Raw genomic sequence first — 13,326 nt, 5'->3', positions numbered from 1 at the left:
GTGACAGCGGCCTTTCCGCTCGCCAGGGAGTCGCTTACCCGCTTTTCGGCTTATCATGCTTGCGTGACGCAAATGAGGTCGGACGTCGACGCCGCCCTGGAGGCGCTCCGGGCGATGGTGGCGATCGCGGACGCCACCGTCGGGCGGACCACCGAGCAGCTGACCCTGACCCAGTTCCGCGCGCTGCGGGTGGTGGCCGACCGGACGCCGGTCACCATGGGCAAAGTCGCCCAGGAGCTGGCGCTCAACCCCTCGTCGGTCACCCGGGCGTGTGCTCGGCTGGTCGCGCTGGACCTCCTCGAGAAGGCGGCCAACCCGCTGAACCGCCGCGAGACGCTGCTCGCGCCGACGCCCGCGGGCCGCCAGCTTGTCGAGCGCGTCGACCACGACCGGCGGCAGGTGCTGACGGCCGTGCTGCGGCACCTGGACGCCGACGCCCGGGATGCCGCGATCGCGACGTTCGTGCGGTTCGCCGCGGCCGTCAAAGCGTACGAAACGGATTCCCGGTCACTGTTGCGTGGCGCAAACTAGGACTCGAGAGCTGGTCCGGCGGGCCGGCTCTCCGCCGCCTGCTCGCCGGCGGCCCCGCGCCGCCGCTCCTCCTGGACGCCGCGCAGGAACGCCACCGGGTCCTCGTCGAAGCGGTCGAGCGTGCGGTGGCGGATCCCCGCCGCCACCACCGTGCTCATCACCGCCCACGCGGCGATCACCACGACCACCGCGGGCGCCGGCAGGACGAGGCCTAGGAAAGCGAGGCACACCGTGGCCGCGAGGGCCGCGATCCGGGCCAGGCTCGCGTACCAGCGCGGGCGGCCGGGTGCCGAGAAGACCCGGGTGCCGGCCAGGTACATCGCCAGGCCCGCCGTCGTGAACCACGCCGCCGCTCGCGGTGGCGATTCGTGCAGAGACAGGTTCACCCCGGTCGCGACGAGCAGCAGCGCGAAGGCCGGGAAGAGGTGGCCGACCGCGTACAGCGAGTACGCGAGTGCGGGGTTGCCGCCGGAGAGATCGAGCAGGCGCTCGTAGATCCGCGCGGCCGAGGAGAAGTACAGCCACCAGAGGGCGCCGCGGCCGCCAGGATCAGGCGGACCCCGGCCATCGCCGCCGCGAAGACCGCGGGATGCCCCTCGAAGACGTGGTGCGCCTGCGTGGCGGCGATCCCGCACGGGATCGTGCCGGCGAGCACGAACAGCCGGTCGGCGGCGCGGCTGTCGTCGCCGCGGCGGTTGTAGAGCACGGCGAAGCCGATCCACGTCCACCACAGCGTCGCGAACAGGCCGAGCGCGGCGGCGGCGCGCGCCCAGTGCGGGTCCGCCACCATGCCGTGCGCCACCTGGCCCACCGCGAACACGAAGACCAGGTCGAAGTACAGCTCGACCCAGCCGACCCGCTTGCCGCCGCCGGTTTCGTCCCCATCGGTCACGACGGCGATTCTGCCGGGTCCCCGGCCGGGCTTCCCGGCCGGGCGGTGCGGGAATTAATAACACACCGTCCGAACAATGGCGCGATTCGCCACGAATTCTTCTCCGGTGGCTCTTGTGGGTAATTCTGCCGCCAGTGCGCCCGGCGTGGTTGTGCACTTGGTGTCAGGGCCCGGAGCTGGGCGAACAGTACTTGTACGGTGTGCAAGCAGCGACCGTCGGGACACAAGGCGTGAACCGTCGGAGCGAATCGCCACGAATTCATTCCCCGCGTTCCGAAACGCCGTCCTCAGGGTTGACAAGGACGGCGGGCGTGATGTTCTCTGCTGGTCGGCTCGATCAACGCCACGTCTTCCCCGGTCCGGGAGCCGGGTGCCGAAATCCGCTCGGGACGTCCGTGATCGGCCCTGGGGCCCTCCACCTGTCCGGGTTCGACGTCAGCCGTGCGCGCGGCTGGGAATCGAGCGATTCCGCCATGCACGAAAGCAGATCCACGCCCCGCCGTGCGGCGGACGCCGCGTGGTGGCCGGCGCACTGGAGCGTCCGCACCAAGATCAGCGTCGTCCTGCTGCTGCCGGTCCTGGTCGCCGTGGCGCTCGCGGAGATCCGGATCCAGGGCGAGCTCGACCGGGCCACCGCGCTCAGCGCAGCACGCGACCGGCTGCCGGTGCTGCGGGACACGATCGACCTGACCGCGTCGCTGGGGGAGGAGATGGTCGCGGCGGTGGCGGTCCCGGCCGGGGCGCCGGACACGCTGACCGCCGCGGTCGACGCGAAGGTGGCCGCGATCCAGCGCGACACCGGCTTCGCGCCGCTGGCCGTGGACACCGGCCGGGCGCTGAACACCGCGCTGGGCAAGCTCGCCGGCATCCGCGCGGCCGGCGCGGGCGGCGGCGACGTCCGCGCGAAGGCCGCCGGCTACAACGACATCATCGTCACCCTCGGCGACCTCGTGCCCGCGTTCGTCCCGGCCGACGCCGGCGACGAAACCGCGGCCGGCGCGGAAACCACCCGGCTGCTGGTGCACCTGCGGGCCGAGCTGGCCACCGAGGAGACCTACGTGCGGGCAGCGCACAGCAGCCCGGACGACGCGTCGCTGCGCCCGGCCGTCGTGCAGACCGCCGCCGAGCAGGAGGTGCTCGGCGAGCAGGCCGCACACCAGCTCTCGGGCGACGCGCTGGCGCGGTTCAAGGTGGCGACGAGCTCCGCCGACGAACGCCTGGACACGCTGCAGGAGCCCGGCGGCGACGCGGCGCTCGCGTCGTTCGCTCCGTCGATCACCGCCGAAGCCGCGGGCGTGACGGGCGTGCTCAACGGCGTCGCGGCGAAGCTGACCTCCGACGTCTCGTCCGCGGCCGACCGCGCCCGGTCGGACTCGCTGCGCGACACGGCACTGGTCCTCGGCTCGCTGCTCGGCGCGCTCGCGATCGCGCTGCTGGTGGTGCGCTCGCTCGTCACGCCGGTGCGCCGGCTGCGCGCGGCCGCCCTGCGCGCGGCGAACGAGCAGCTCCCGGAGACCGTCCGGCAGGTCCGCGAGGGCCAGGACGTCGACTGGCGCGCGGTGCCCGACTCCGGGGTCCGGACCGAGGAGGAGATCGGGCAGCTGGCCCGCGCCTTCGACGCCATGCACCGCCAGGCGGTCCGCCTCGCCGTCGAGCAGGCCGAGCTGCGCAAGCAGGTCAGCGAGATGTTCATGACGCTCTCGCGGCGGAGCCAGTCGCTGGTCGAGCAGCAGCTGACGATCATCGAAGACCTCGAGTCGGGCGAGCAGAACCCGCGCCGGCTCGACGAGCTGTTCCGGATCGACCACATCGCGACCCGGCTGCGCCGCAACGGCGAGAACCTGCACGTCCTGGCGGGCGGCCGGCCGGTCCGGCACGGCCGCGAACCGGTGCCGACGCGCGACCTGCTGCGGGCGGCGACGTCCGAGGTCAAGGACTACCGGCGGGTGGCGCTGGGCAACGCGCCGCGCGGCTCGGTGCAGCCCGAGGCGGCCGCGGACGTCGTGCACATCCTCGCCGAGCTGCTGGAGAACGCGACGCGATTCTCGCCGCCGGAGCACAAGGTCGCGCTGACGGCCGACCGCGGTGCCGATGGCGGCCTGCTCATCGAGGTCGTCGACCAGGGGCTCGGCATGACCCCGGCGGAGCTGACCACGGTGAACGACCGCCTCGCGGCGGCCGGGACGGTCGGCCCGGAGACGACACGGCGGATGGGCCTGTTCGTGGTCGGCCGGCTCGCCGCGCTGCACGGCGTGACGGTCCGGCTGCGCGCGACGGGCACGGGCGCGCGCCACGGGGGCGTGACGGCGAGCGTGCACGTCCCGGGCGCGCTGGTCATCGCGGACCTGGCACGCCCGATCGGAGCCGGCCGCCTGGCGACGGCCGCCGCGAGCCGCAACGGCCACCCGCGGCCGCCGCTGGTGCCGGCGCAGGCGTCGACACCGATCTTCGAGCAGGTCGTGACGAGCTGGTTCACCGAGCCGGCCGCGAAGCCGGTGGTGCGGCGCACCGGCTCCGCCGGGTCGGGGGAGTGGCCGGCGGTGGGGAACAAGCCCGCGGCCGAGCCGACGGAGTCCGCGGATTTCGCGGGCCGGCTCGACGAGGCTGAGTGGCCCGGCGTGGCTGGAGCCGCTGCGGTGCAGGGGATCTCTGCGGTCGGTCGTGCTGAGGGCGCGGAGCGACCCCGCCAGGCCGAAATCCCTGGGGGGCAAGGAACTTCCGCTGCTGAGCCGGCGGACTCGGCCGGCCGTGCCGAAGCTGCGAGCCGGGCCGGCCACCCCGAAACCACCTCCGCCGCCCACGCCGCCGACCCCTCGATCCCGGCCGCGGACTGGCCCACCTCGGTCGAAAAGCCCTTCGCCCGGACCGAAAAGCCCGTCGTCGGCGAGTGGGACACCCCGGCCGACCGCGCGCGGCAAGCCGCCGAAAGCGCTCTCAAGCCCGCGATCGCGCAACGGCTCACCGATGCGGGCCTGCCGACCCGGCGGCCGGGCGCCCAGCTCGCCCCCGGCGCGGTCGTCCCGCGCGTGCGCGAGCAGCAGACCGGCGGCGGGTCGTTCCGGGACGCGGCCGCCGTCCGCACCAGTCTCTCCCGGCACTACCAGGGGATGCGCGCGGCCCGGCGGGAGACCGCGAACCGCGCCGAAGAATCCGGAAAGGACGAAGTGGATCCGCGATGACGGAACTTCCCGGCCTGCAGCCGCGGCGCCCCGGTGCCGAACCGTCGGCCCGATCCCTCGGCGGGACGCCGGCCTATCCCGGTTCCGGCGCGCCGCCCAAGCGGACGGCGACGCTGAACTGGCTGGTCAACGGGTTCGTCCAGGACGTATCGGGGGTCGCGCACGCGGTGCTGGTCTCGGCCGACGGCCTGCTCGTGGCGGCCGACGAAGCCCTGCCCCGCGAGCGCGGGGACCAGCTGGCGGCGATCGCGGCCGGGCTGTCCAGCCTGTCGCTGGGCACCGCGGAGCTGTTCACCGCCGGGCGGGTGGTGCAGTCGGTGATCGAGATGGAGCAGGGGTTCCTGCTGCTGATGAGCGTGGGCGACGGCTCGAACCTGGTCGTCCTCGCCTCGACCGGCTGCGACATCGGGCTGGTCGGCTACGAGATGACGATGCTGGTCGAGCGGGTCGGGCAGAAGGTCGACGTGCCCGCGCGCGAGATATCGGTGGCCCAGGACCACCGGTGATCGACGACCCGCCGCCCGGGCCGTACGGGGAGGAGCCGCGGCGCAGCCCGTCGCTGGCCCGCCCGTACGCCTGGACGGAAGGCCGGACGGCACCGACGGTCGAGATCGCCGTCGAAGCGCTGGTCGAGACCACGGCGGCGGGCCGGGCCGAAGCCGCGTACCTGACGTCGAGCGCGCTGGCGGAGGTCGCCGAGGTGTGCGTCCGGCCGCGGTCGCTGATGGAGGTCGCCGCGCTGCTGGCGCTGCCGCTCGGCGTGGTCCGCGTGCTCGTGTCGGACCTCATGCAGGACAACCTGGTGATCGTCCGCGACACGCTGTCGGACACGTCCACCTGGGACGAGCGCCACGACCTGATGGAACGCGTGCTGCACGGGCTGCGCGACCTCTAGCACCGAAAAGGACTGGTCATGGAACACTTCGCGCTGGGGCACTGGCTGCTCGTGCTCGCGTACCTGACGTCGGTGGTCGGCTGCGCGCTCGGGCTGGCGTGCGCGGTGCAGGCCCGCCACACGGCGAACCCCCGCCACCGCATGCGCTGGCTGGTGCTGGCGGCGATCTCGATCGGCGGCGTCGGCATCTGGCTGATGCACTTCGTCGCGATGCTCGGGTTCAGCACGCCCGGGATGCCGGTCCGCTACGACATCTTCCGCACGGTGCTCTCGGCGATCCTTTCGGTGGCGGCGGTGTTCGCGGGCCTCGTGGTGGTGGGCGGCCGCGCGAAGTTCGGCTGGTGGCGCCTCGCGCTCGGCGGCGTCATCACGGGCCTGGCGGTGAACGTCATGCACTACACGGGAATGTCGGCGCTGAGGGTGAAGGGCGACTTCGGCTACGACGGCGGCCTGGTCGCGCTGTCGGTGGTGATCGCGGTGGTGGCGGCGACGGCGGCCCTGTGGTTCGCGGTGTTCCTGGACCGGCTGTCCCTGCGGCTGCTGGCGGGCTTCGTGATGGGCGCGGCGGTGACGGGCATGCACTACACGGGCATGGCGGCGGTCCGGATGACCATGGACGTGAACGCCCCCGACCCGGCGGGCGTGGAGGTGTTCTCGTTCCTGTTCCCGGTGTTCGTGCTGGCGGCGATCGCGATGGCGGTGCCGTTGTGCGCGGTGCTGATGGCCCCGGCGGTTTCGCCCTCGGCTGCCGACCCGGCCTCGGTGTCACCGGAAGACGCCGTCGCGGTCCGAGCCGGGGGTCGTGAGTGAGAAACAGTGTGCTAACCCTGTTTCTCACTCACGACCCTGCGAACGGCAAGCTCACCCTCTTCCGTGACGCGCTGCGGCAGTGGGCCGAGATCGGGTGTGCCGCTCAGGGGTCAGCCCGATTCGGCGTCGAAGCGGAGCTTCGACGTGATGCGGTACCGGTCGCCGCGGTACACCGAACGCGTCAGCTCGACCACCTGCCCCGTCGTGTCGCGGGTCAGCCGCTCGATGTGCAGGATCGGCGCGTACACGGCGATCTCGAGCAGTTCGGCCTGCTCCGGGTTCGTCACCGCCGGCTCGATCGTCTGCACCGCGTCCGACACCACGATCCCGAACCGCTCCCGCAGCAGCCGGTAGAAGTTGCCCGACTCCAGGTCGGCGACCGCGAGTCCCGGGACCAGGGCAGCCGGCAGCGCCAGCTGCTCGATCGCGATCGGCTCGTCGTCGACGTGCCGGACCCGCGTGACGCGCAGGACCGGTGTCCCCGGCTCGCGTTCCAGGTCGGCCGCGAGCGACCGCGGGGCCGGGGAGATCCCGAACGCGACCACCCGGCTGGTCCAATGGCCCTCGGCGGGCGGGACGGCGAGGCCCGTCGCCAGTTCCTGCGTCACCTTCTGCGGGCTCGTGAACGTCCCCCGGCCGCGCTGGCGCACCAGCAGCCCGGTGCGGGTCAGCTCGTCGATCGCCGCCCGGACGGTCGGGCGGGACACGCCCAGCTCCGCGGCGAGGTCGCGTTCGGACGCCAGCCCGGTGCCGGGGCCGGCGTTCTCGATCACCTTCAGCAGGTGCCGCCGGACGCGGTCGCGCTTCACCGTGGGCGGGCGGTCCGCCGGCTCGTCGACCGCGGTCAAGGCACCGTCTTCCCGGATACTCCGAGCGCGCCGGCGAACCGGACGCGCTCCTTCGGCAGGGCGTCCAGGGCGCGCAGCCGTTCGAGGTGACCGGGCAGGCGCTCCTGGAAGTCAGCATAACGGCGGTCCGGCGGCGACCACGCGCGTTCGGCCAGCGCGCACAGCCGCGGGAACGCCAGGTGACGCACGTGGTCGGGGGTCGGCGCGTGCTCGGTCCACAGCTGGGCCTGCGTGCCCAGCACTCCGGGCCGCGTCCCGTCGCTGACCGGGAGGCCGCCCGCGAGGGGATCGAAGCGGTAGACGTCCCGGAGTGTCGTCACGTCCGCCCGCGGTGGCTCGCCGGGCTCCTCGCTCTGCCGGTAGTCGAAGTACGTCGACGTGTGCGGCGCCATGACGACCTGGTGGCCGCGAGCCACCGCAAGGGCGCCGTGCGCGGCGTCGCGCCAGGCCGTGACGACCATTTCCGGCGGCAGCCGGCCCGCGGCGTGGCCGGTCTCGTCCCAGCAGACGGCCTGCCGGCCGAGGCCTTCGAGCACGCCGTGCAGCTCGCTCAGGAACCACGGGTGCAGCTCCGCGGTGTCGCTCAAGCCGAGCCGCGCCGCCCTCTCCCGCGCGACCGGGTTCGACGCCCACTGCGTGGTCGGGCACTCGTCGCCGCCGATGTGCAGGTGCCGCGCCGGGAAGACGTCCGCGACCTGCGTGAGCACCTCCCGGCAGAAGGCGAACGCGCCGTCGTGGACGCCGAGGATGTCCGGGCTGATGCCCCACGCCGTCCACACCTGCAGCGTGACGCCGGGCCGGTTGCCCAGCTCGGGGTAGGCGGCGAGCGCCGAGCGCACGTGCCCGGGCAGGTCGATCTCCGGCACGATCCGCACACCCCGGTCGGCCGCGAAGGCGACCAGCTCGCGCAGCTCGCGCTGGGTGTAGAACCCGCCGTGGGGGACGCCGTCGTAGACGTCGCTGCCCGCCGCGCCGACCATCGACTCGGTGCGCCACGCGCCGATCTCGGTGAGCCGGGGCCAGCCGTCGATCTCGATCCGCCAGCCCTGGTCGTCAGTCAGGTGCAGGTGCAGGACGTTGTACTTGTGCAGGGCCAGCAGGTCGACGAACTCGCGGAGGAACTCCAGCGGCATGAAGTGCCGGGCGACGTCCAGCAGCACGCCGCGCCAGGGCAGCCGGGGCGCGTCGCGGACGTGCAGGCACGGCAGCCGCGGCGGGCCGTGCAGCGGCACCAGCTGCCGGAGGGTCTGGACGCCGTTGCGCAGCCCCGTTTCGGTGGACGCCGTGAGCAGCGCGTCCGCCGGCGTGACGTCGAGTTCGTACCCCTCCAAGCCGTGCTTCGCGCCCGGCACGAGGTCGAGGCGGATGGCGGGACCGTGGTGGATCGTCGGCCGGGGCAGGTACCCGGCCAGCAGGCGGGCCGCGCGCTCGGCACCGCGGCTCGCGAGCACGCGCAGCCCGCCGGCGGGCGCGAAGGAACCGGCGCGGCGGGTCAGCCGCGTGGGGTGGGGGATGATCATCAGCCCTTCACCGCGCCCGCGGTCATGCCCTCGACCAGGTGGCGCTGCACGAGCGCGAAGAAGACGACGACGGGCAGCGCGAACAGCGTCGACGCGGCGATCAGGCCGCCGTAGTCGGTGCCGGTGCTGGTGCTGAACGACACCAGCCACACCGGCAGCGTGTAGCCGGAGCTGTCCTTCATGATCACGTAGGCGAACAGGAAGTCGTTCCACGCGGTGATGAACGCGAACACGCTGGTCGCGATCAGGCCGGGCAGCACCAGCGGCAGCAGGACCGAGCGCATGACGCGCCCGCGCGTCGCGCCGTCGACCATCGCCGCCTCCTCGAGTTCGACCGGGATGCCGTGCAGGAAGCCGCGCAGCGTCCAGATGGTGAACGGCAGGACGAGCGCGACGTAAGTCAGGATCAACCCGAAGAGCGTGTCGAGCAGGTGCGCGCTCTTCAGGCCGAGGAACAGCGGGATGACCAGCGCGGGCACCGGCACCATCTGCAGGACCAGCACGCCGATGAGGAAGCTGCGGCGCCCGAAGAACCGGAAGCGCGTCAAGGCCGTCGCGGCCAGGAAGGCGACCACAATGGACAGTGCCACGACCGCGACGACGATCACGACGCTGTTGACGAGGTCCTGCACGAACCCCGGCTTCGCGAGCGCGTCGGCGAAGTTGTCCAGCGTGACGTCGAACGGCAGGAACCGCGGGGTGGGGCTGAGGATCTCGCCCGCGGGCTTGAAGGCGGTGAGCACCATCCAGTAGACCGGGAAGATCCACACGAGACAGAAGACGGTGGCGACCGTGTTGCGGCCGATCCGGCGGATCACAGGTCCTCCCCGGAGCGGACGAGCCGGCGCACGTACACGGCCGTCATCGCGACGAGCAGCGCGACCGAGACGACCGCGATCGCCGCGCCCTGGCCGAAGTCGTTGCGGCTGAACGCCCTCGTGAACGTCCAGATGCCCAGCGTCGTCGTGCCGTCGTTCGGGCCGCCCTGGGTGAGGATCCAGATCTGGTTGAACACGGTGAAGTCCCAGATCACCGAGAGGATGGTGACGAGGCCGAGGATCGGCTGCAGGAACGGGAACGTGATCGTCCGGTGGACGCGCCACGGCCCGGCGCCGTCGAGTGCGGCGGCTTCGTAGTAGGAGCGCGGGATCTGCGACAGGCCCGCGTGGAGCGTGAGCGCGACGAACGGCACCGACTGCCACACGACCAGCAGCCAGACGAGGGTGAACGCCGACGCCGGCGAGGTGGTCCAGTCGTGCTGGGTGAGGTCGCCGAAGCCGGCCCGGGTGAGCAGCCAGTTGACGACGCCGTAGCCGGGCTGGAAGAGCCACTGCCAGACCAAAGTGGACGCCACGTTCGGCAGCGCCCAGGCCGCGATCAGGCAGAGCGTGACGGCCGTGCGCATGCCGCGGCCGATCCGTTGCAGCAGCAGCGCGACGCCGAAGCCGATGACCAGGGTGCCGAGGACCAGCGCCGCGCAGAACCCGATGCTGCGCCCGAGGACCGGGAGGAGCTGGTCGTCGCCGAGGACGGCGGCGTAGTTGTCCCAGCCCGCGGCCGTCGTCGTGCCGGTGAACAGGGACCGCAGGCCGTACCGCTGCGTCGAGATGACGACCAGCCGCACCAGCGGGTAGCCCAGGACGAGCCCGAGGAGCAGGGTCGCGGGCAGCAGCAAGCCGTAGGGCAGCAGCGAGCGACGCCGGCGCGGCGTGGCCGGTCTCGGCGGGGCGCCGGGCGGCGCTTTCTCCAGCCCTGTGCCGTTCGTTACCAATCCGACCACAGTCACGGCCGGATGGCTTTCGTGGCAATGGCTCGTACCGCTCGAGGGCCGGCCTACTTTTGGTCGGATTGGCAACAGGAGGACTCCTTCGCGAAAAGGGGCGGGGCGGCCCGGTTGGGGACGGCAGTCGGCCGGGCCGCCCCGCCGGTCAGCGGGCGTTGAGTGCCTCGGTCAGGTGAGCGTCGAAGTCCTTGGCGGCGTCGGCGATCGGCCGGCGTCCGGTGGCGATGTCGGCGAAGAAGGTGTTGATCGACTTGTCGCTCTCGATCGTCGCCCAGCCCGGGGCGGCCGGGGTCGCGACGCTGGTCTTGGCCGCGGTCGCGAAGGCGGCGTTGAGCGGCGGCAGGGTGGGTGTGACCTGGTCGATCAGCTCGGTCGAGATCGGGGTCCAGCCGTCGATGCCGACGATCGCGTCGCGCTGCACGGCGGGGCTCGTCGCGGCCTTGAGGTAGGCCAGGGCGAGATCCTGGTTGCGGCTCTTGGCCGCGACGACGAGGTCGGACCCGCCGAGGAACACCGGCTGCGTCTTCCCGGGCGTGGCGCTGGGGAACGGGAAGGTGCCCAGGCGGTCCTTCAGCTCCGGCTTGTTCTTGACGACGGTGTTGACGCTCGTGTCGAGGATCGCCCCGGCGCCGCCGGCGGAGAAGATCGCGGCCTGGTCGGGAGCCTTGGTGTCGACGTTGCGGGACGCGGCGGAGGAGTAGGCGTTCTGGAAGTCCTTCCAGGCCTGCAGGCCCTTCTGCGCCTCCGGGCTTTCCAGGGCGCCGGTCCACTTGCCGTCCTTCTGCGTGGCGAGCTGACCGCCGGCGTCCCAGACGAACTGCAGCGCGCCGTACCAGTACTTGCCGGGGAAGTGGAAGGCCGAGTAGTCCGCCGCCGGGTGCTTCGCCTTGATCTTGTCGAGGTCCTGGGTGAGTTCCGTGAACGTCTTCGGTGGCGCGGTGATCCCGGCGTCGGCCCAGACCTGCTTGTCGTAGATGACCGCGCGGTTGCCGGCGAACAGCGGGGCGCCGTAGCCGTGTCCGTCCACAGTGGCCGGTCCGGCGAGACCGGGCAGCCAGGTCTGCCCGGCGGCCAGCTCGTCGCGGTGGGGGTTCAGGTCGGTGAGGGCGCCGTTGGCGGCGAAGAGCGGCACGTCGGTGTTGCCGATCTCGATGACGTCGGGGGTGTTGTCCTGGGCCAGCGCGGTGCTGATCTTGGTGTTGATGTTGTCCCACTCCTGGACCTGCACGGTGACCTTCGCGCCGGTGGCCTTCTCGAACGCGGCGTTGATCGCCGCGGCGGCCTTGTCGCTGAGGTCGCCGTTCATCAGCCAGACGGTCAGCTGCCCGCCGCCCTGGGCGGCGGGAGCGGGGGCGTCGGAACCGCAGGCGGCGGTGGCGGTCACGGCGGCGACGGCCAGAGCGGCGGCGAAGGTGCGTCTGCGCACGGGAAACTCCTGGAATGGCGGCGGCGGGGTCGTGAGTGGGAAACAGTGTTCTAACCCTGTTTCCCACTCACGACGGGGTGGGGACGGAAGGGTGACCGCGGTCCGGGCCGGTCCCTGGAACCCGGGCCGCGGCCAGGTCGGCGGCGGCGTGTCGGACGTCAGCAGTGGCCGAGGTCGGCCCACTGGGCGGTCAGCCCGGGCTCGGACCCCTGCGTCCACCAGTTCGCCTGCCAGAGGTGCGCGTTGTGCTTCACCCGCTGGCCGCCGAGGTACACCGTGCCCCAGTCCCATTCCGGCGCCGTCGAGCAGTCGGCGGGCTGGGACGGCGTGGTGGGCGTCGTCGGAACCGTGGTCGGGGTGGTGGGGGTGGTCGGCGGCGGGCTGGTCGGCGTGGTGCACCCGTTCACCGTGTCCACATGGGACGTTCCGGCCGTCCGGTACGAGCCGGCGCGAGCGACGGCGTCCGCGGGGGACACCACCTGGTCGCCCGCGTAGTACGTCCAGTCGACCTGCTCGGTGTAGACGCTGTTCCCGCTCGTGTGCCCGGCCGTGTCGATGAACCACATGTTGTAGTTGATCGACATCGGCGTCCGCGGGTACACCGGGTCGCCCTGGGCGTCGGTCGTGTGGTCCGCGGTCTGGACGCCGTCGATGAAGTACTTCACGTGCCCGCCCGACACCTGCGTGACGATGTCGTGCCAGCCGGCGAAGCTGCGGTTCTGCGCGGTGGACGTGCGCAGCCCGTCCCACGACGGGTTGTTCCAGTAGGTGTACCAGCTGGTCTGGTAGTCGGCCGTCGGGCCGCCCCAGCCGCCGTTGGGCAGGTACTCCGAGAAGTCCAGCTCGCTGTAGAGCGGGTCGCGGTCGTACCGCAGCGGCGAGATCGTGAAGTACGTTTCGTTGACGTGGTCGCCGTCCGTGCCGCTGTCCGGCGCGTCGGTGAAGCGGACCCGGCTGGCGTACGTGCCGTCGAGGAACCGCAGCTGGTTCTGGTACATCTCGGAGTGCGTCGTGCCGGCGGCGCTGCCGTCGGTGCTGGCGGCGAGCTGCGCGACGCGGTCGCCGTTCACCGTCGGGAAGGTGACGTTGCTGGTGAGCCAGCGCGCGCCGGCCACGCCGGGGCTGCCGACGTCGTTGCGGGTGGTCCAGCCGGCGCCGCTGAACGCGGAGTCGGTGGGGGAGGCGTAGTGGAAGTCGTCGAACAGCACACCGCAGTCGGCGGCGGCCGTGGTGCTGGCGTCGGCCCCACCGGAGAGGATCAGGGCGGTCGCCGCCACGGTCGCGACGCTCGTCAGTGCTGCTGTGGTGGTCCGGATTCTGCGGGACATGGGTCTCCTCCTGAGGATGGCCGTCCGCCGGGAGAGCTCCCTGATTGGTCTAGACGAATCAGGTGGCGAGGACTTTCCTCCTGACCATTGGTCATGTCAAGACCGGCACAGAAC

The 13,326-nt window shown here is 72.3% G+C and carries 13 protein-coding genes; 5 read left to right on the top strand and 8 right to left on the bottom strand.

All coding sequences use genetic code 11. The features are described from left to right. Positions 1 to 72 precede the first annotated feature (72 nt). A complete protein-coding gene (locus OG738_RS40065; protein ID WP_329056978.1) occupies positions 73 to 531 on the top strand; it encodes a MarR family winged helix-turn-helix transcriptional regulator in 459 nt (152 codons plus the stop codon). Here OG738_RS40065 and OG738_RS40060 read toward each other — a convergent pair. Together OG738_RS40060 and OG738_RS40055 are read right to left on the bottom strand one after the other, a co-directional pair. Beyond that, on the bottom strand, positions 528 to 1,016 hold the full coding sequence (locus OG738_RS40060; protein ID WP_329056976.1) for a low temperature requirement protein A: 489 nt from the start codon (positions 1,014 to 1,016) through the stop codon (positions 528 to 530). The two genes, OG738_RS40065 and OG738_RS40060, sit on opposite strands and share 4 nt — an antisense overlap. Then, positions 914 to 1,423, bottom strand: a complete 510-nt coding sequence (locus OG738_RS40055) for a low temperature requirement protein A (RefSeq protein ID WP_329048917.1) — start codon at positions 1,421 to 1,423, stop codon at positions 914 to 916. The genes OG738_RS40060 and OG738_RS40055 overlap by 103 nt, the downstream gene beginning before the upstream one ends. Positions 1,424 to 1,896: 473 nt before the next feature. On the opposite strand from OG738_RS40055, the gene OG738_RS40050 reads away from it, so the two are divergent. Genes OG738_RS40050 through OG738_RS40035 form a run of 4 tightly spaced genes read left to right on the top strand, consistent with a single transcriptional unit; the run spans position 1,897 to position 6,307 of the window. After that, positions 1,897 to 4,602: an ATP-binding protein gene (locus tag OG738_RS40050; protein WP_329048916.1), complete on the top strand. Its 2,706-nt coding sequence runs from the start codon at positions 1,897 to 1,899 to the stop codon at positions 4,600 to 4,602. Further along, complete coding sequence (locus OG738_RS40045; RefSeq protein ID WP_329048914.1) at positions 4,599 to 5,108, top strand: roadblock/LC7 domain-containing protein; 510 nt, start codon at positions 4,599 to 4,601, stop codon at positions 5,106 to 5,108. The genes OG738_RS40050 and OG738_RS40045 overlap by 4 nt, the downstream gene beginning before the upstream one ends. Continuing rightward, positions 5,105 to 5,497 carry a DUF742 domain-containing protein gene (locus OG738_RS40040; protein ID WP_329048912.1) on the top strand — a complete coding sequence of 131 codons (393 nt, stop codon included), beginning with the start codon at positions 5,105 to 5,107 and terminating at the stop codon, positions 5,495 to 5,497. Before OG738_RS40045 ends, OG738_RS40040 begins: the two co-directional genes overlap by 4 nt. A gap of 18 nt (positions 5,498 to 5,515) precedes the next feature. Then, positions 5,516 to 6,307: an MHYT domain-containing protein gene (locus OG738_RS40035; protein ID WP_329048910.1), complete on the top strand. Its 792-nt coding sequence runs from the start codon at positions 5,516 to 5,518 to the stop codon at positions 6,305 to 6,307. Positions 6,308 to 6,417: 110 nt separating this feature from the next. On the opposite strand, the gene OG738_RS40030 is transcribed toward OG738_RS40035, so the two are convergent. From OG738_RS40030 to OG738_RS40005, 6 genes are all read right to left on the bottom strand, one after another. Beyond that, positions 6,418 to 7,155, bottom strand: a complete 738-nt coding sequence (locus tag OG738_RS40030) for a GntR family transcriptional regulator (RefSeq protein ID WP_329048908.1) — start codon at positions 7,153 to 7,155, stop codon at positions 6,418 to 6,420. Further along, positions 7,152 to 8,675, bottom strand: coding sequence for a beta-N-acetylhexosaminidase (locus OG738_RS40025; protein ID WP_329048906.1), 1,524 nt, complete (start codon positions 8,673 to 8,675; stop codon positions 7,152 to 7,154). Before OG738_RS40025 ends, OG738_RS40030 begins: the two co-directional genes overlap by 4 nt. Beyond that, positions 8,675 to 9,493 carry a carbohydrate ABC transporter permease gene (locus OG738_RS40020; protein ID WP_329048904.1) on the bottom strand — a complete coding sequence of 273 codons (819 nt, stop codon included), beginning with the start codon at positions 9,491 to 9,493 and terminating at the stop codon, positions 8,675 to 8,677. The genes OG738_RS40025 and OG738_RS40020 overlap by 1 nt, the downstream gene beginning before the upstream one ends. Next, entirely contained in the window at positions 9,490 to 10,446 is a 957-nt protein-coding gene (locus tag OG738_RS40015) for a carbohydrate ABC transporter permease (protein WP_329048902.1), read from the bottom strand. Before OG738_RS40015 ends, OG738_RS40020 begins: the two co-directional genes overlap by 4 nt. A 157-nt stretch (positions 10,447 to 10,603) precedes the next feature. Beyond that, positions 10,604 to 11,884 carry an extracellular solute-binding protein gene (locus tag OG738_RS40010; protein ID WP_329048901.1) on the bottom strand — a complete coding sequence of 427 codons (1,281 nt, stop codon included), beginning with the start codon at positions 11,882 to 11,884 and terminating at the stop codon, positions 10,604 to 10,606. A gap of 158 nt (positions 11,885 to 12,042) precedes the next feature. Beyond that, positions 12,043 to 13,212, bottom strand: a complete 1,170-nt coding sequence (locus OG738_RS40005; RefSeq protein WP_329048900.1) for a carbohydrate-binding protein — start codon at positions 13,210 to 13,212, stop codon at positions 12,043 to 12,045. Positions 13,213 to 13,326 lie beyond the last annotated feature (114 nt).

The sequence above is a fragment of the Amycolatopsis sp. NBC_01488 genome (assembly GCF_036227105.1).
Lineage (GTDB): Bacteria > Actinomycetota > Actinomycetes > Mycobacteriales > Pseudonocardiaceae > Amycolatopsis.
The sequence above is the reverse complement of the archived record's forward strand: the minus strand, read 5'-3'. Positions and strand labels throughout refer to the sequence as shown.

Coding starts and splice junctions, on each gene's coding strand:
- OG738_RS40005 (WP_329048900.1), bottom strand. CDS start 13,212: ATGTCCCGCAGAATCCGGACCACCACAGCAGCACTGACGAGCGTCGCG.
- OG738_RS40065 (WP_329056978.1), top strand. CDS start 73: ATGAGGTCGGACGTCGACGCCGCCCTGGAGGCGCTCCGGGCGATGGTG.
- OG738_RS40050 (WP_329048916.1), top strand. CDS start 1,897: ATGCACGAAAGCAGATCCACGCCCCGCCGTGCGGCGGACGCCGCGTGG.
- OG738_RS40025 (WP_329048906.1), bottom strand. CDS start 8,675: ATGATCATCCCCCACCCCACGCGGCTGACCCGCCGCGCCGGTTCCTTC.
- OG738_RS40035 (WP_329048910.1), top strand. CDS start 5,516: ATGGAACACTTCGCGCTGGGGCACTGGCTGCTCGTGCTCGCGTACCTG.
- OG738_RS40045 (WP_329048914.1), top strand. CDS start 4,599: ATGACGGAACTTCCCGGCCTGCAGCCGCGGCGCCCCGGTGCCGAACCG.